This is a genomic window from Thalassospira permensis NBRC 106175, from assembly GCF_000714555.1.
Classification (GTDB): domain Bacteria; phylum Pseudomonadota; class Alphaproteobacteria; order Rhodospirillales; family Thalassospiraceae; genus Thalassospira; species Thalassospira xiamenensis.
The window spans coordinates 37799-55417 of record NZ_AUNC01000015.1 but is presented as its reverse complement, the minus strand read 5'-3'; the positions used below and the strand labels follow the sequence as shown (position 1 = coordinate 55417).

12 protein-coding genes are annotated in these 17619 nt (G+C 52.6%); 5 read left to right on the top strand and 7 right to left on the bottom strand.

Going from position 1 to position 17619, the window contains the following annotated elements:
* Positions 1–54 precede the first annotated feature (54 nt).
* Positions 55–1842, bottom strand: coding sequence for an AIPR family protein (locus tag SMB34_RS09875; RefSeq protein ID WP_037989681.1), 1788 nt, complete (start codon positions 1840–1842; stop codon positions 55–57).
* A 708-nt stretch (positions 1843–2550) separates the two neighbouring features.
* Positions 2551–6537, bottom strand: coding sequence for a hybrid sensor histidine kinase/response regulator (locus SMB34_RS09870; RefSeq protein WP_037989642.1), 3987 nt, complete (start codon positions 6535–6537; stop codon positions 2551–2553).
* Between the two features lie 176 nt (positions 6538–6713).
* Between SMB34_RS09870 and SMB34_RS09865 the strand changes: the two genes are divergently transcribed.
* Complete coding sequence (locus SMB34_RS09865; RefSeq protein WP_240478797.1) at positions 6714–7064, top strand: hypothetical protein; 351 nt, start codon at positions 6714–6716, stop codon at positions 7062–7064.
* 91 nt (positions 7065–7155) lie between these two features.
* On the opposite strand, the gene SMB34_RS09860 is transcribed toward SMB34_RS09865, so the two are convergent.
* The 3 genes from SMB34_RS09860 to SMB34_RS09850 form a co-directional block, all read right to left on the bottom strand.
* The gene (locus SMB34_RS09860) at positions 7156–8250 is read right to left on the bottom strand and encodes a TRAP transporter substrate-binding protein (RefSeq protein ID WP_037989639.1); all 1095 of its coding nucleotides are present in this window, start codon (positions 8248–8250) and stop codon (positions 7156–7158) included.
* Positions 8251–8503: 253 nt separating this feature from the next.
* Positions 8504–9598, bottom strand: coding sequence for a TRAP transporter substrate-binding protein (locus SMB34_RS09855; RefSeq protein ID WP_037989637.1), 1095 nt, complete (start codon positions 9596–9598; stop codon positions 8504–8506).
* A gap of 141 nt (positions 9599–9739) precedes the next feature.
* Positions 9740–10294 carry a hypothetical protein gene (locus SMB34_RS09850; RefSeq protein ID WP_230729542.1) on the bottom strand — a complete coding sequence of 185 codons (555 nt, stop codon included), beginning with the start codon at positions 10292–10294 and terminating at the stop codon, positions 9740–9742.
* 210 nt (positions 10295–10504) lie between these two features.
* On the opposite strand from SMB34_RS09850, the gene SMB34_RS09845 reads away from it, so the two are divergent.
* Entirely contained in the window at positions 10505–11830 is a 1326-nt protein-coding gene (locus tag SMB34_RS09845; protein ID WP_037989635.1) for a globin-coupled sensor protein, read from the top strand.
* Between the two features lie 10 nt (positions 11831–11840).
* Here SMB34_RS09845 and SMB34_RS09840 read toward each other — a convergent pair whose 3' ends face one another.
* Complete coding sequence (locus SMB34_RS09840) at positions 11841–12848, bottom strand: helix-turn-helix transcriptional regulator (RefSeq protein ID WP_139328307.1); 1008 nt, start codon at positions 12846–12848, stop codon at positions 11841–11843.
* A 162-nt stretch (positions 12849–13010) separates the two neighbouring features.
* Here SMB34_RS09840 and SMB34_RS09830 point away from each other — a divergent pair, with 162 nt between their 5' ends.
* From SMB34_RS09830 to SMB34_RS09820, 3 genes are all read left to right on the top strand, one after another.
* Positions 13011–15035: a TonB-dependent receptor plug domain-containing protein gene (locus SMB34_RS09830; RefSeq protein WP_037989632.1), complete on the top strand. Its 2025-nt coding sequence runs from the start codon at positions 13011–13013 to the stop codon at positions 15033–15035.
* A 112-nt stretch (positions 15036–15147) separates the two neighbouring features.
* Positions 15148–16284 (top strand): ABC transporter substrate-binding protein, encoded by a 1137-nt coding sequence (locus SMB34_RS09825; RefSeq protein WP_037989629.1) that lies wholly within the window; start codon positions 15148–15150, stop codon positions 16282–16284.
* 45 nt (positions 16285–16329) lie between these two features.
* Positions 16330–16620, top strand: a complete 291-nt coding sequence (locus SMB34_RS09820) for a DUF2218 domain-containing protein (RefSeq protein WP_037989624.1) — start codon at positions 16330–16332, stop codon at positions 16618–16620.
* Positions 16621–16674: 54 nt separating this feature from the next.
* Here the strand turns inward: SMB34_RS09820 and SMB34_RS09815 are convergent, their stop codons facing one another.
* Complete coding sequence (locus tag SMB34_RS09815; protein WP_007092182.1) at positions 16675–17616, bottom strand: energy transducer TonB; 942 nt, start codon at positions 17614–17616, stop codon at positions 16675–16677.
* Positions 17617–17619 lie beyond the last annotated feature (3 nt).

Here is a 17619-nt window from a genome sequence, read left to right as displayed (position 1 = left end):
AATAACAGTATGTAGATAAATGCCCCGACTGAATGTATTACTATAACAATAAATTCATTCCACGCGATACTTATGAAATAATTTGAATATCTTACTTCTTACACTATCTTTGAATTCCAAAGAGAAGCTTTCAGATCGAATCAAATCCCTGACTTTTTCCTGAGAAAAATCCCTCATATCTCCAATTTTACCTTCAATTATTTTTGTTGTAATCTCAACTATACTTCTTAAACCATCTTCATCCTTACCGATATTTATAATATTCTTGGCAACTGATTCAATTTTGTTTTTCCTCATTGAAAAAACGTTTTTTTCACCAGTGACAATCAAACCTACCGCGCAGATTATATAAAATCTGAATGTTTTAGATCTGCTATCAACTTTTTGATTTCGCCAGAGAAACTCGAGTCTATAGTGAAGATAACAGGCGGCATGATAAATTCTCACATCATGCTCATCCTGGAAAAGCCTTCCATTATATTCAGAAATAATACCTCGGTAATCTCGGGCTGCCCGATGAGGCTGAAACAGAATGCATGCTGCCAATGCTTTCATCATCACCGCAGGCTGAATGATACGCACTCTCTCAACTTGCTGGCCTCGGTACTGATTCTCTCTTCGCTCAAAATATATTATTTCCTCAGCATCAACTGACCTAGCATACTCCTCAAAATTTTTCATAAATGGCCGCAAAGCCCAGAACTGTTCTTCCTTGACAGGATTTTGCCTGTTTGTACCAACAATAATAGATGAAATAAACTCATCTTCTTTAGAACCGATCAATCGAAATGGAATATTTATATCTGGAACGATATGACCTGATCTTAAATTTTTATACTGATCACCATTAACAATCTCATAAATAATATTACTCGTCTGACACCCATTAACAATCTGATAGTCCTCTATCCTGAATTTATCCCCTGTCCTATCTATTGATTTAGCAACTACAGTTATTCCATTATTTCTAAAAACAAAATCTCGCCCACCATCACTCAGAACAGAATCTTTTATCTCCTTATTTATTTTAGAATTTGGATCATAATCTCTTATATTGTCAAAGAATACAGATTTATTAATACCAACGGGATAACCATCCTCATCAGGCATCGTAAAAAGTTTCACCAACTGATCGGCAGAAATATAACCAATGTATGCCTCTTCAACATCTTTATGCTCAGGCATCACAACTGCTTTCGGAAACTCTATCTCAGCTTCAACTGCAGTCGTTGCAGCCCGATACCACTTTTGTAGTTCTTTTGCTCCAACTATAGAAACTTCAATATTATTGTGAAATATATTCATACCAGAAATTCTCTGGCAGAAATTTTGTTTTAGCCTTTCAATCTTTTTTGGCTCGTCATAATTTCCAGTTGCAATATAGAACGCACTTATACTTGGATTTCTTTTACTAACAGCCAATTCATATATTGCATCTTTAGCTTCAGTTAGCTCACTTACTTGAGTACTTTCAGCGGCCAAATCACCCTCAAAGAAATCTACAATTGCATCAAAAAACTTAGATGCATCCCCATAATCGTATTTATCGCTAGTCTTAGATTGGAAAAAGACAAACTCAATCGAGGGATTCTTGATATGCTCAATTTTTTCAAGAACTTCCTCTCTATTTTTTACTACTTCTCCCTGAATGAGCAGCGCAATACCATCAACACCAAATTCATCGCCTTTCAAATGAACATCTAATGCCTCAACAGACTCCCCACGATAGCCTGTCAAAATCGAAAAAATCGAATAAACTTCGAACTTCTCACTTTCTTTTAAAGACTTAATTGAACCCGATTTCGCATATTCTGACACTTGAGCTTTAATTACTGGATTCACGTGAGGCTCCATAAGATGAATTCAATTCAACCAATAATAGTATATACTAATATCCTTTCCCCACAACACCGAAATCCACTGCGTTACACCTTATCACGTAAACCATCTCGCGATCAGAGCACTCAGCTTGTTCAGCCACATCACACAAGATCGCTACACCGGCCACGGTCGATGAACGCAAGGCGGGCGCACTTCGCGCCGTCGGTGACATATTTTCCGGCATTTCCGAACGCAGCCACCAGGCCCGTCGCCAAGCCAAGCCGAATGATCCCCGGCATCGCCTCGCCCCGGACCACCTCGCTCCGAACGGACTGCCCTCACCCAAAGGGCACATCTCTCCCGTCATGATTCACACCAATTTTCCGCAAATTCTCCACGGGCTCATCACCCGGACGCAATACCGCCGTAATGACTTTTCCACGCGCCATTGATGCCCCTTTGGCGCTGTCGCCGTCTTCCTTTCTGCCTGTCAGGTCGCGGCCCTGTCATCGTCGTTACCAGCATCATCTTGCTCCTGTCTTTCCGGCCCGAATACGCAAAAACCCGCGAAAGCGAATCACGCTTTGCGGGTTTTGGGTCCGGGTGCATTTCCCCCGTTGACTTTTCTTTTATGCCACAAACAAAAGAACAAATCAAGAACAATTTTCAGGGAATTTGCAAAAAATCCGAATCCCTTGAAAAGATGTTATCTTTCAAAACCATATGCCCCTATTCCGCCGCATCGGAACTTTGCCGGGTCACTGCCCGCGTCATAAGCGCCCGCAATTTGGCCGGGCGCAGCGGCTTGTTCAGCAAGGCGAATCGCTGTGCCTTGATCAGCTCCGCCGTCTCGGTGCTGCGGTCCGCCGTGATCACCACACCGGGAATATCAAGCCCGCGTTGGTCCCGCAGCCGGATCAGCACATCCAGCCCGGTTTCCCCGGAACTGAGGTGATAATCGGCCAGAATGATGTCGGGGACAAAACCGATGTTATCATTGTTATCATCCTCATCTCCAAGCAGCAGTTTCTCGGCCTCCACCCCCGAGCGCGCCGTTGCCACCACGCAATTCCAGTTTTCCAGCATGGCGCGCATGCCATCAAGGATATCGGGTTCGTTATCAAGGCAAAGCACACGCAAACCGCCCAGTTCGCCGGCCATCCGGCGGCGCGGTTTGGGCAATGCGGTTTCGTCCATCTGGCCAATCGGCACATCGACCGAAAAAACCGTTCCCCGCCCCGGGCGCGACCGCACCGAAACCGTGTGATCAAGCGACCGGCCAAGCCGCTCGACAATCGCAAGACCAAGGCCAAGGCCCTTCACATCGGTGGTTTCCGGCCCCTCAAGGCGATGGAATTCGCGGAAGATGATTTTAAGCTTGTCCTCGGGGATGCCCGGCCCGCTATCCCAGACCTCGATCCTGATCTTGTCACCGCGCATCCGGCAACCGACCACCGCCCCGCCATGGCGGGTATAGCGCAGCGCGTTGGAGATGAAGTTTTGCAGGATACGGCGCAAAAGCCTGCTATCGCTTTTGACCCAGACATCACGCGGATGCACCGCAAAACGAAGCCCGGCCTTTTCGGCCACCGGCGTAAATTCGGTCTTAAGGGCATTGAGCACATCCGAAACCCGGAAATCGCGAATGGTGGGTTGCATGGCGCCCGCATCAAGCTTGCAGATATCCAAAAGCTCGTTAAGCAGTTCCTCAACACCCTTAAGCGACAGATCAACCTTGTTGACCAGATCATGGATATCGTCGCGAAGCTCCTTGCCCCCCAGTGCTACGGTAAACAGGCGCGCGGCATTTAACGGCTGCAACAAATCATGGCTGGCCGCGGCAAAGAACCGGGTCTTGGTATCGTTTGCCGTTTCGGCCTGTTCCTTGGCGACCGACAGCTCCGAGTTCAGTTCCTCAAGCGCATGCGTGCGCTCCGTCACGCGCGCTTCCAGCCCCTCGTTGGCATCCTTAAGCGCGCGTTCGGCATTCCGGCGTTCGGTAATGTCGTGATAGATACAGAAATAACCAAGCACTTCGCCGGTTTCGTCAAAGTGCGGGATATATGTCCCCTCGGCATAGCGGTCCTCGCGTTCGCTGCGCTGATCCCGTTCGCTGCCATCACTCGCCCCCCAGCCGCCTTTAGGGGCGGGAAAGTCGATCTCGAAACTCTGACGATAACCTTCAAGCACCGCGCGGATCATCGGTTCCAGCCGGACATAGCGTTCTTCGCCCACCGCTTCGCGCACCGCCATGCCATGCGCCTCGATCCGGCGGATGCCAAACATCCGCTCATACGGGCGGTTGGTAAAACGCAGCCGCTGATTTTTGTCGGCATAGGCGATCATGACCGGGATGTTATCGGTATAGATGCGGATATTGCGCTCGCTTTCGCGCAATGCTTCCTCGGTCCTGACACGTGCGGTAATGTCGGCAATGGTCGCGACAAACCCGCCATCGGGCATCGGGTTGGTCCGCATTTCAAGCACCATGCCGTCCGTTCTCTTGCGCTCGTAAGTATGCGGCAATCGTCGCATCTGCGGGGCGGCATTGCGCCCCAGAAGGATATCGATATCGACCGCACGCGCCCCATTGTCACGGCAGATATCGACCAGTTCCGCAAGCGGCATCGTGACCTGAATATCGCTTGCGGTGATGCCCAAAAGATCGATAAAGCGATGGTTCCATGTCGCCAGACGCAAATTCTGGTCAAACACCCCGACCCCTTGCGAAATGTTTTCCAGCGTATTGAGCAAAAGATCCCGGTTGAATTTGATCGCCTCGGACGCTTCATCCAGAAGCTCCATCGCATCGCGCCGCGATACCGCCTTGTCGGGCAGCAGAAGCGCCATCACCACGCGCGATGACGCCGCACCGACCGCGCCTGAAAGCAGATGTTCGGTAAAATTCGCCGCATCAAAATCGGCAATATCGGATCGTTTGCAATCATCGCCGCGCTGGCTAAGGTAGGTGCGAAACGCCCGCTCTGCCCAATGTTTGCCAAGGAACCGCGCGGCAAGGTCTTCAAGGTCGCCAATCGTCACGCGCCCCGGCCATGTATCGTTTCTGGCCTTGGTATCCTTGCGATAGATATCGACAAAAAGCTGGGCCTGGCGGCGCTGGGTCACGCCTTGCACGCCAATCGCCGATCCGACAAACATCAGAACGAAATTAACCCCAAGCGACCAAACAACCCCGTGCGTCAGATGGTCCTCGATTCCCACACCCAGCAACGCCTGCGGCCGCAGGATACCAATGCCAAGCGGCCCGTCCGTCAGGATCGACATCGGCAAAAGCCCGCTTTGGATAAAGCTTGGCAGCAACAGGGTATAGCTCCACAGCACAAACCCGGAAATCAGGCCAAGCCGCACGCCCGTCCGGTTGATCGATTTAAGGTAAATCGCCGCCAGAACTGCCGGGCCGAACTGCGCCACCGCGGCAAAGGACAAAAGCCCGATATCAGCCAGCGCGTATTTTTCCGACAAAAACCGGTAAAAGCCATAGGCCAGAAACAGGATGGCAATGATTGCCGCACGACGGATTTTCAGAAGAACCTGGCTGACATCGCCTGCGAACCGCCCCTGCAATTTCTGCGACCGCAGCAAAAGCGGCATGACCAGATCGTTACACACCATCGTCGATACCGCGACGCACGATACGATCACCATGCCGGTACTGGCCGAAAGCCCCCCGACAAAGGCAAACACCGCCAGCCAGTTTTCCCCGCCCAGCAACGGCAGCGTCAGAACAAACGTATCGGGATTGACCGCCGGGTCCCCCCCAAACAGCAGGATTCCGGCAATCGCAATCGGCACGACGAAAATATTGATCGCAATCAGATAGCCCGGAAACAGCCAGCGTGCCGATTTCAAATTCCGGCTGTCGTCATTTTCAACGAATGTCACATGAAACTGGCGCGGCAGACAGAAAATCGCAAACAGTGCCAGCAACGTCGAGATGAAGAAATGCGATGACAGCCACGCATCGGGCTTGAACATCTCGGTAATGTCAGGGTCGGCCGCGGCCCGGATGCGCATGTCGCCAAAGCCGTCAAACAGCCCGTAAACCACAAACAGCCCGACGAACAAAAGCGCCACCAGCTTGACCATGCTTTCGAACGCCACCGCAAGGATCAGCCCGTCATGATGTTCGGACGCGTGGATATAGCGCACCCCGAACAGGATCGCGAAAACCGCCATCAGGATCGTGACGTAAAACGCGGTATCCTTGGAAAAATCGGTCGCACTGTGGCGCACGATCTGCTCGCCGACCTCGCCGATCAGAACATCAAATGACAGCGACACGGCTTTGAGCTGAAGCGCGATATAGGCCAGAACCCCAATCACGGCAATGATCGCTACAAGGGCGGCCAGGCTTTGGCTTTTGCCATAGCGCGAGCCAAGAAAATCAGCAATCGAGGTAATGTTCTGTTCGCGGCAAACGGTCGCGATTTTGGTCATGATACCAAAACCGACAATCATCATGATGATCGGGCCGATATAGATCGGCAAAAACGCCCAGCCGCGCGTCGCCGCCGTCCCGACCGAGCCGAAAAACGTCCAGCTCGTGCAATAGACTGCCATCGACAGCGCATAGATGCTGGGCTTCAGGCGCGACGCCCGCCACTTTTCGGCATATTTGTCGCCATAATGCGCAATCGCAAACAAAAGCCCGATATAGGCCATGGCAACAATGAAAATAAGTCCGCCCTGAAGCATCCGGCTTATGGCTCCGCGTATCGATCATGCCGCCAAAACAGTTGGTTGGCGTTTGGACTATACCACGACGCGCTTATGGACTAAAACGGCGCAAATCCAAACCCGACCAAAGACCAAGAACGATCAGGATTGTCATGTCTTCCGATTACGGCTTTTACGCAGGAATCCTGCGCTTTGTGGCAAAGAAAACCGAAAGCGACGACCGCGAGATAAAGGTCATGATGGGCCATCTTTCCGGCATCGCCACCGCCATCGAACAGTCCGGACGCTTTGTTGTCGAACGCGCCAATTGCGAAAGTGCCGCCCGTGCCTTCGCCGGGGTCGCCAAATTCCTTCAGGAACGCATCCTGCCCGAGGCCTTGGCAGCGGGCAATGAAGGAGCGGTAAATCAGCTCAAATGGGCGATTGAAACCTCGCTCGCACTGGGCTCGGAACTGGTCAAACGCATCGCGCTTAAAGAATATGAAGGCCAGGACAAATTTACCTTTGACCTGCCCCTGCCCCCCGGCGCGCCGACCGTGCATTGAAAATGCTGCCGGACCGGACACCATTCACATAAAAAAAGCGGCACCCGAAGATGCCGCTTTTTCCTTATCCGGTCATATCACCGGGAAATTCTTATGCCTCTGCCCAGACATTGGCACGCTGCAGAAGGCCGGTTGCCTCGAACTCTTTGCCATACGGCGCGGCCTTTTTCACGAAATCCATATAGGACGCATAGATACGGCCGTTCAGTTCGTTCTGATCGGCGATTTCCTTGACCGCTGCCTTGACCTCGGTGGCAAGGGCTGCAATCACATCGTCGCTGAAATGACGGATTTCCGCCCCCTTGGCCAAGACGGCCTGATAGGACTGGATGTTGTGGAAGGTGAAATCTGCCAGTGTCTGTTCAAGATTGGCCTGTGCGGCGACAGCAAAGATTTCCTGAAGGTCCTCGGGCAATTCCGCGAATTTGTCCTTGTTGACAAACACTTCAATCCCTGTCCCCGGCTCGGCAAATGCCGGGGTGTAATAATATTTGCCAACCTGGGTCAGACCAAACGCATAATCGTTCCACGGGCCAACCCATTCGGCGGCATCAATCGCGCCGGACTGCATGGCCGGCAGGATTTCGGCTGCGGGCAACATCGTCACATTGGCACCCAGACGGCGCATCGCTTCGCCACCGATCCCGGCATAGCGCATCTTGATGCCCTTGATGTCGTCGACGGTGTTGATTTCCTTGTTGAACCAGCCACCGGCCTGCAAACCGGTATTCCCGGCCGCGAACGGCTTGACGTTGAACTGGGCATAAAGCTCTTCCCAAAGTTCCTGCCCGCCGCCAAAACGCAGCCAGCCCGACAGTTCCCAGCCCATCAGACCGAACGGAATGGTCGAGAAGAAGTTTACACCCGCATCCTTGCCAGCCCAGTAATAAGGGGTGCCATGCGCCAGTTCGGCCACGCCCTGCTCGACCGCATCCATGCATTCGAATGCCGGAACAAGTTCGCCTGCACCGTAAACGGTAATTTTCAGACGACCGCCCGACATTTTGGTCACACGCTCGGCGAATTTTTCACCATTGGCACCAAGGCCCGGCGTGCCTTTCGGCCAGGGCATCACCATGCGCCAGTGGATCTGTTCATCGGCTTTGGCAATTGAAGGTGCGGCACTGCTGGCGACAAAGGCACCGGCGGCCATGCTGGCACCCGTCAGGAACTGACGACGTTTCATTGTGGGGCTCCCAAATTCATATTGGCAATTTTTTGCGCAAATCTGCTTCTAAAATAGCATTCGTAACTTTGCAAGGGATTGAAGTTGCGGCTTTTGCTGTCTGTGACACGTCATATTCAAAGTTCCCAACATCCCGTAACGTCGATGACATCGCGCAAAGTTTGCTTGAACTTTGCCAGAAAACAAAAAAAAACGGGGCCGCCCGAAAGCAGCCCCGAATTTCCAGCATGTCGCTTTCCGGATTTCGCGGGACTTAATATCCCCACACTTTGGCACGATGCAAAAGTCCGGTTGCCTCGAATTCCTTGCCATAGCGCGCCGCCTTCTTGACCAGAGCAAGATAGCTATCGGCGATCCTGCCGCTCAGGTCGTTCTTCGCAGCAATTTCCTGGACCGCGGCATTCGACTGTTCGGCCAGCGCCAGAATGACATCATCCGAGAACTGGCGCACTTCAACACCCTTGTCGATCAGCGGCTGGTAGGATTGCAGGTTGTTGAAGGTAAAATCAGCCAGTGTATTTTCGGCAATCGCCTGCGCGGCATAACGAATGATCGCCTGCATATCCTTGCCAAGCGCGTCGAATTTTTCCTTGGAAATAAAGATTTCAAGGCCCGGTCCGGGCTCATGGAATGCCGGGGTATAATAGAATTTGGCAACCTGATAGAGACCAAATGCAAGGTCATTCCAAGGACCGACCCATTCGGCGGCATCAATCGCACCGGACTGCATCGCAGGCAGGATTTCGCCCGGCGGCAACATGGTGATGTTGGCACCAAGGCGACGCATGGCTTCGCCACCAAGACCGGCATAACGGGCTTTCAGGCCCTTAAGGTCCTCAACCGAATTGATTTCCTTGTTGAACCAGCCACCAGCCTGCATGCCCGAGTTACCGGCATAAAACGGCACAACGTTAAATTCGGCATAGGCTTCTTCCCAAAGCTCCTGCCCGCCGCCAAAGCGAAGCCAGGCGGAAAGCTCCCACGCGGTCAAACCAAACGGAATGGTCGAAAAGAAGTTCAGCGCCGGGTTCTTGCCCTGCCAGTAATAAGGGGTGCCGTGCGCCATTTCGACCACGCCCTGTTCGACCGCATCCATGCATTCGAACGGCGGGACGATTTCACCAGCGCCAAAAACCGAAATATTCAGGCGACCATTGGACATTTCCTTGACCATGGCAGCGAACTTTTCGGCATTGGTGCCAAGGCCCGGCGTTCCTTTGGGCCACGGCATGACCATCCGCCAATTCAGGCTTTCCTGCGCGGATACGATGGCCGGTGCGGCAACCGTAGCCGCAACCGCAGCACCGGCACCAATACCGGCCCCTTTAAGGAACTGACGACGTTTCATTGTAACCCCCTAAACTCTTTTACTTTGGTGATTTTTTGCGCAATCACCAGCATGCGTTGGGGGATTTTGGCGAAAAGATCGCGCATATGCCACAATTTTTGCGCATGGCGATGCGGATTTTTTCGCCGACGCTACGGCAGCTTAGCTATTGCCAACATATCGATTGTAATTGGCAACGAATTCATCCGTTTCGCCCTTGCCCCCGGCGGTATTGTAATATTGCTTCCAATAGGCCGCGAGCCCCGCGATATCGCTGGCATCGGGCAACGGGGCACTGACCCGCATATATCGCACCCGGCACATGGCAGCCGCATAGGCATTATTGGTTGCAAGCTGGGTGGCCTTGTCAGGCTGCGGTGCGAGATAGGCATCAATCTTGGCTTTCAGATCCGCACGGTAATCCAGAAAATTGACATAGCAATCATTCAGAGTTGCCGGTTCCATCTGAAAAATACCGCGGGCCGGGCCGCCGCCAAGTTGTTCCACATAGGTCCCCAACCCGCTTTCCTGGGCGGCGGTCCCCATAAGCAGGTTTTCAGCGGCCTGCGACCACAGACCAAGGTTTTGCAAAACCGGTCGAATGATGGACAGGCGCAATTGGCTGGCATTGATGGGCATGATGTTTCCTTTGTGTGCATCGAAACTGAGTTGATCAGCCTGACGACGCACGAGGACCACATTCGTGATCACAGTCACATCCAACACCTCCTATACGTGTACAACCCCCATCTATCCGTTTGATAAAAGGAACAAGTATCTGGCAGAGAACGGTATATCTTGATATCTGTCCAACGGACGGCCGACATTCCTACCCTTAAGGATAGTTAACATCATAATATCTTTAACCAACCTAAGGTAATGCCCCGCCAAACAACCTTTTATGAGAGACATCGACGAGGGACCCGCATGCATCAGGAAATTAAACGCCGTCTTGAATTCATTGATTTCAATGAAAAGAAGGCAGCCAACCTTAAAAAGGCGTGGCCGATAATCGAGAAAAACCTCGCCCCGATACTGGATGAATTTTATCGAAAAGTGATGGCGCGTGACGATTTGGCCAAAATCATTGGCGATCCGTCCGGTATCGAGCGTTTGAAAAATGCCCAACGCAAACACTGGGCAAAGCTGTTCGACGGTACATTTGACCAGGCATATTACGACGATGTCCGCCGGATCGGTAAAGCGCACGAAATCATCGGCCTAACCCCGGAAGCCTATGTTTCTGCCTACAACTTTATCATGGCCAAGCTTTGCGATATTCTTTTTGCCCATTTCCGCAAGGACTCATCGGTTTCGCAAATTGTAACCGCCGCGACCAATGCCATTCTGATCGATATGGAAATGGCGATAACGGTTTATTACGAAGAAACTCAAAAAACATACAGCAACCGACTGGCGAAAATGTCGGGTGAGTTCGAAGCAACCGTTTCAAAAGTTGTCGACGCACTGGCAAGTTCCGCAGAAGACATGTCGAGCGCCTCGGAAACACTGATCAGCAGCATGAGCCAAACCACCGAACAGGTGGAAAGTGCGAAATCCGCTGCCGAGATTTCGGCGGAAAACGCGTCAACCGTGGCAGGGTCTGCCGAGGAGCTCGATAGTTCGATCCGCGAAATTTCAAGCCAGATTTCACGCGCGTCAAGCGTCTCAAACGAAGTTGAAAGTTCCGTACAATCGACATCGGATGTTATTGCATCGCTGAATGTTTCCGCCGAAGAAATCGGCACAGTCGTTGACCTGATCGACAAGATCGCCAACCAAACCAATCTTCTGGCACTGAACGCAACCATCGAGGCAGCACGTGCAGGTGACGCGGGCAAGGGCTTTGCGGTTGTCGCAAGCGAGGTCAAAAACCTTGCCAATCAAACGGCCAAGGCCACCGGCGACATCACAGCCCAGATCAACAATGTCCAGCAAAACACCTCCGCCGCCGTGACGGCCATCCGCGAGGTTGCTGGTCAGATCAGTTCGATTGTTGATTCCATCACCGCCATTTCAGCCGCCGTTGAACAACAGGCCGCGGCAACCACGGAAATCAGCTCCAACATCACGGCGGTTTCATCGGCCAACAGCAACGTGAACAGCAATCTGGAATCAGTTAGCGGCACCGCACATCGCACCGGTTCGGTCGCAGAAGAGGTTTATAAGGTTTCAAAGGTCTTAAAAGAGCATTCCCGTCAGCTTAAGACGGATGTGAATGCCTTTGTATCACGCCTGACCGAACCCAATTGATCCTGAGCCCCTAACGCCCCCGTGCTTCAGAGGGCGAAATGCCAAAGACCCGCTTGAACGCGGTTGCAAAGTTGGCAGGACTTGAATAACCGGCCATCCAGGCGGCCTGACCAATCGTCAGGCCGTCTTTTTCCATAGCATCACGCGCTGCAATCAGGCGACTTTCGCGGATGAAATCCTTGACCGTCGTGCCATAGGCATTTTTGAAAATACGTTGCAGGCTGGCAATGCTCATCCCGCACTTTTCCGCCAGGCCAGACAATGTCAGGTCATCAAAAATATGTTCCAGAACATAGTTGCGAATTTCCTGCGCCTTCTGATGCTGGTCAAGCGCATCCGGCTCGACACTTGCCTCCCCGACCTTAGGACCAAGTGCCCCAAGCGCCTCGGCGAAAATTTCCAACCCGCGGCTTTCGGCATAAAGATCACGAAATAGCGGATCATCGGTCGGTGGATAGAGCAACTGGTCCGCCAGTGCTATGGCACGACGTGACGGTTGCCACCTCCGAACAGAGATCCCGGCATGAATAAAATCATCAATTGCGACATGACGGCTATCAGTGTGATTGACCCGACTGGCAACCCAATCGAATTTCGCAGAAATCATCACTTTGCTGACATCGTCACCCTGTTTGAGTTGCCGATGCAACATAACCGGTTGCGATAGGGCCCAAATAAACCCCACTGGTTGATCCCGTGCATCCAGATCAAACGGAACATCATCGAATGCCCCGCAAACGCGCCCTCGCAACACAATCGCAACCGTGACGGCGGCTTTGACGGGAAACTTCACGTCCGCATCTTGCATGCTGACAGTATCGGTCGTGTGGATATTCAAAAATGACTGAAGGTTGTCGTTTGACAGTCGCCCGCTCATCACCGGACGACGTCGAATACCCTCGGCTGCATTGCGCGGTAGCGCTGTTCCGAAATCTTCAAGCTGCTGACCGGTGATGGTTTCCCGCCGCGTCACATTGCGCCGTAAACGTTGCGGCGCATGCTGCCGATCAAACGCCATATGGGTGCCCTTCCAAGCCTGAATATCCCGTCAAAAGCAAAATTTGCGTTTTCGCAAACATCATTGGCGATCTCGCAAACGGTATTCCGATTGCTCGAACCATTGCGATAATAATATTCAAAATCATTCGCATTTGGCAATTTATTTGATAAGGAAATCAGCATGCCGCAGCCATCAAGACCGGTCTTGCTCGAAAAATACCGCCAACCGTTTCATGGCCTGTGCCGCGCAACCCTGCTTGCCGGCGTCGCCCTAACGGTACTTCCGGTAGCAGCCGTCGCACAAGAAACCAAAGCCAAAGACGAAACCGTTCTGGCACCAATCGAAGTCACAGCAAGCCAGGATAGCGGCCCAACTGCGGCGGGGAGTGTCACGGTTACGCAGGACGAACTTGATCGCATCAATCCGCAAACCATCAAGGATGTGTTTGCGAACGAACCATCGGTTCAGGTTGGCGGCCCGACCGCCATCGCGCAAAAGGTTTATGTGCAGGGCATCGAAAACACCAAGCTGAACGTTCAGGTAGACGGCACCCGGCAGGTTGATTCCACCTATCATCATATAGGCACCGCGATCATTGATCCAGGAATGCTGAAATCGGTAAAGGTTGAGTCCGGGATCGCCCCCGCCGATGCCGGACCAAATGCATTGGGCGGCTCAATGGCTTACGAAACCAAGGATGCCCGTGACATTCTCGACCCGAATGATCCGTTCGGCGGCTTTGCCAAAATCCAGTATAACAGCAATACCAAAGGCCTTACCGAATGGCTGACCTTGGCCGGTCAGCATGACGGCTTCGAAGCTCTTGCCTATATCCAGAACAGCAATCAGGGCAATTACAAGGACGGCGATGACAACGAAGTTGCTGGCACGGCAGATGGCAGCGAAAACGGACTTGGCAAAATAGCCTTCACCGGCACCGAAGGTTCACGGATTGAAGCATTTGCAAGCCATTTTGAAGACGAAGGTGTGCGCCCTGCCCGGCCAAACTTTGGAACCCTTACCAGCGGCGCCTCGCCGCAGTGGATTTCATACAAAGATACCTCGCTTGGCATCAGTTATGTCGATGAACAGCCAACCGATCTTCTGGCACCGGAACTGAGCCTCAATTACAGCAAAACCCATCTTGATGTTCCCAAACTGAACGGCAACACACACCTTGAGGCAGAAATTGAAACCCTGAACGGTAAGGCTGCCAATACTTTTGACGTCGGAATGGGCGGGATAACAACTGGCGTCGATTTCTATCATGATCAAGCAACCGGCGGCGGCGACACGGCACGCCCGGCTGGACGTGCCGGGCGATTTACCGAAGAAACAACCAATATCGGCGTCTTTTCACAGGCACGCCTTTCACTGACCGATCGCTGGCGCGTCTCGTTCGGCGGCCGCGGCGATCAACAATGGTTCGAAGGCATTGACGGAACCGATTTCAGCGAATTCGGACTTAGCGGTAACGCCAATACCGAATATGACCTGACCGATGACCTGATGATCTATGGCGGATTGGGTACAAGCTTTGGTGGACTGCCACTGGGTGAGTCTGCGATTTACAACTACACCGGCATCTGGACCTATGACGGTTTCAAACCGTCCCGGTCGCATAACTACAAGGCAGGCGCACGCTATCAGTTGGCGCAATGGGATTTCGATGGAAACCTGTTCTACAACAAGATCAACGGTTCCCATTCGCTTGAATATACAACACGAAATACGACCAGCGATCTTGCAACACGTGGTGTCAATCTGTCCGCCACCTGGACATACGGCCCCGGCTTTGTCCGCGCTGCCTATACCCATACCGATGTAGAAAGAAATGGCAAAGTCCCGCTGAGCAACGATGCGTCCTATCAAGGCGTCATCGTCGGTGACATTGCAAATTTTGAAGTCGCCCACCGGTTTGATGACCTTGGCATTCAGGTCGGCTCGACATCTGAACTGGCACTGTCGGACGACGATCCCGAAAAGAACGGCAATGCCAAGCTCGACACTTACTTTGTTGCCAACCTGTATGGTGAATGGACGCCAGAGACATTGTCGAATGCGGTAACCCTACGCGTCGATGCACTTAATATTTTTGATCGTGACTATGTCGCCCGGACCACGCCGGGCTACGACAGCAGTGCAATTGAACCCTATCACGAGCCGGGGCGCACCTTCCTTGTTTCAGCAAAGGTGGCGTTCTGATCAGACCATCTTCCAACAGATCCTCTATCCCCGATGGGTGGCATGCCGTGCCACCCATTTCGGCGTTTCTGACTTTCCTGCAATTCTTGCCTATTTCAACAGGACTTTCGCAATGACATTCAAACGCGTTTTAACGCTGGCCGCCGTCGCTTCAATGATCACCTTTCAGGCTCATGCTGGCGAAACCATTACCCTGACCGATGTTTCCGGTCGCGAAGTCACGGTCGAAGTACCGGTCAAACATATGATCCTTGGCGAAGGGCGTTTTTTGCCAAGTCTTGGCATCCTTGATCCTGAAAATCCGGTCCGCTGGGTAGCCGGTATGATGGGGGAATTCAAAAAACTTGATCCGGCAACCTTTGCACAATACCAGGCAAAATTCCCCGAGATTGACGACATCCCGCTGGTCGGCCGCAGTGGCGAGGCAACATTCAGCGTCGAAAAGGCGATTACAGTTGAACCCGATGTCGCAATTTTCGGCATTGATGGCGGTCATGGTCCGGGATCAGACAGCCATGAAGTCCTGAGGCAATTTGGCGCAGCTCACATTCCGGTTGTCATGATCGATTTTCGCAGTGACCCATTTGGAAACACCCCAAAAAGCATTCGTATCCTTGGCAAGTTGATGGGCAAGGAAGATCAGGCAGAGGCTTTCGTCAAATTCTATGAAGACAATCTGGCGAAGGTCAGATCAGGTCTGGAGGGTTTAACGCATAAACCCAAAGTCTTCCTCGAAAGCCGGGTTGGTCTGCATGGCACCTGCTGCGAGGCGATGGGCAACCAAATGATCGGAAGGTTTGTAGAGCTTGCCGGTGGCGAAAATATCCTTGCCGACCGGATTCCGGGCGTCATCAGCCAGATTTCAGTTGAACAACTGCTCGTCGATCAGCCCGATATTTATGTCACAACCGCAATTGGCGGAGCAACAATGACGGCCGAACAGAATGTCGGCCGCATCATACTTGGAACCTACGCCGATGCCGAAACATCACGCGCGTCTTTGGCCAAAAGCATGGAACGCACCGGCTTGCCCGAGCTCGACGCCATTAAAAACGGCAAAGTCTATTCCGCGTGGCACCACTTCTATAACACGCCCATGAATGTGACGCTGTTACAGGCCATGGCGAAATGGTTCCATCCCGATCATTTTGCCGATCTTGATCCAGACGCAACCCTCGCCGAATTCTTTGACCGGTTCCAGCCGGTAGCACTGAATGGTGTTTACTGGATCGGCCTTGATCGGCCATGACCGGCCCGAACATCCCCCAAGAAACCATCAGAGATCGATAAATCAATGTTCAAAACCACAGGATCGGTTCAGACCGGGCAGGCCAGTAAATACCTGCAACAACTCTGCAAGCACTTTGCCCACAAGGTAGAAGTCGATTTCACGCCCCATGAGGCCCATGTGAGCTTTCCAATGGGCCCATGCATCATTCTGGCCGATGACGTCACCCTGCGCTTTCAGGGACAGTCTGAGAAAGCCGAGGGGATTGAAGCCATGAAAGGTGTTATTGTCTCGCATCTCGATAAATTCGCATGGCGCGAGCAGATTGAATATGTCTGGGAAGACAGTTCAGATTAAACCTGCCCGCCCCGTAAAACAAAGAAGCCAGCCTTTCGGAGCAGGCTTCTTTGTCTAGCGCAAGTCGTAGATCACAGGGATCGTCAGGTTCATCTCTGTGCGCGCCATATCTTCGGGGAATGGCGGGAAACGTTTAACCCGCTCGATCATATCCTGGGTCGCACGATCAAGAATAGACGAACCACTCGGGCTGGTCATTTCAAAGAAGGAAACAGTACCGTCACGCTGGATGACCAGCCGGACCATGTTCTGCCCCTCTATACCGCGGCGTTTGGCACGATCCGGATATTCGCGATAACGCATCAACATCTGAACCACAGCTGCTTGATAGTCGGTAAAGGCCGCACTGCTCATTGCCGCACCTCCGCCACTTCCCGATGCGGAACTTGCGGCCTGGCTTTGGGTTGCTTCGCCAACCGTGCCTTCTGATTTTACTGAATCGACGGGGCCGCCGGATGGTTGCACGACCGGTTTGGCTTCAGCCTTTTCAACAGGTTTGGGGGACGTTGCCGGTTCCGGTGTTGCTTTGGGGGGCTCCGGCTTTCTGCGGACCGGCATGACATCGGCCAAAAGCGGACTGATTTCCGGTTCCGGCTCTGGTTCCGGTTCAACCGCTTCCTCAACCACCGGCTCAGGAACAGGTTCCGGCTCAACGATCGGTTCGGGATCGGGTTCAGGCACGGTTTCAACAACCGGTTCAGGATCGGGTTCGGGTTCCGGCTCAACAACCGGCTCGGGGACCGGTTCTGGTTGGGGTTCGACTTCCTCGACGGGTTTTTCACCCTGCTTACTGTCTTCAGAATCAGCACTTTCTTCGGGTGTTTCGGCCTCGCCCTGGGTCGCCTGACCGCTGCCCAGCGAGATGCTGATACTTTGAACGGCCCCTGCCCCGCCCCAACCGGCAGGTTGCGGTTCAGGCATGGCAAGAACGATCCCACCGACAAGAACAATACCGGTCAGCCCGGTCGCAATCAGGAAATCAATGCGTTTCGACATATT

Bases quoted from the DNA above. Each gene is read 5' to 3' on its own strand.
- SMB34_RS09870 (WP_037989642.1), bottom strand. From the start codon at position 6,537: ATGCTTCAGGGCGGACTTATTTTCATTGTTGCCATGGCCTATATCGGG.
- SMB34_RS09860 (WP_037989639.1), bottom strand. From the start codon at position 8,250: ATGAAACGTCGTCAGTTCCTGACGGGTGCCAGCATGGCCGCCGGTGCC.
- SMB34_RS09855 (WP_037989637.1), bottom strand. From the start codon at position 9,598: ATGAAACGTCGTCAGTTCCTTAAAGGGGCCGGTATTGGTGCCGGTGCT.
- SMB34_RS09845 (WP_037989635.1), top strand. From the start codon at position 10,505: ATGCATCAGGAAATTAAACGCCGTCTTGAATTCATTGATTTCAATGAA.
- SMB34_RS09840 (WP_139328307.1), bottom strand. From the start codon at position 12,848: ATGGCGTTTGATCGGCAGCATGCGCCGCAACGTTTACGGCGCAATGTG.
- SMB34_RS09830 (WP_037989632.1), top strand. From the start codon at position 13,011: ATGCCGCAGCCATCAAGACCGGTCTTGCTCGAAAAATACCGCCAACCG.
- SMB34_RS09825 (WP_037989629.1), top strand. From the start codon at position 15,148: ATGACATTCAAACGCGTTTTAACGCTGGCCGCCGTCGCTTCAATGATC.
- SMB34_RS09820 (WP_037989624.1), top strand. From the start codon at position 16,330: ATGTTCAAAACCACAGGATCGGTTCAGACCGGGCAGGCCAGTAAATAC.
- SMB34_RS09815 (WP_007092182.1), bottom strand. From the start codon at position 17,616: ATGTCGAAACGCATTGATTTCCTGATTGCGACCGGGCTGACCGGTATT.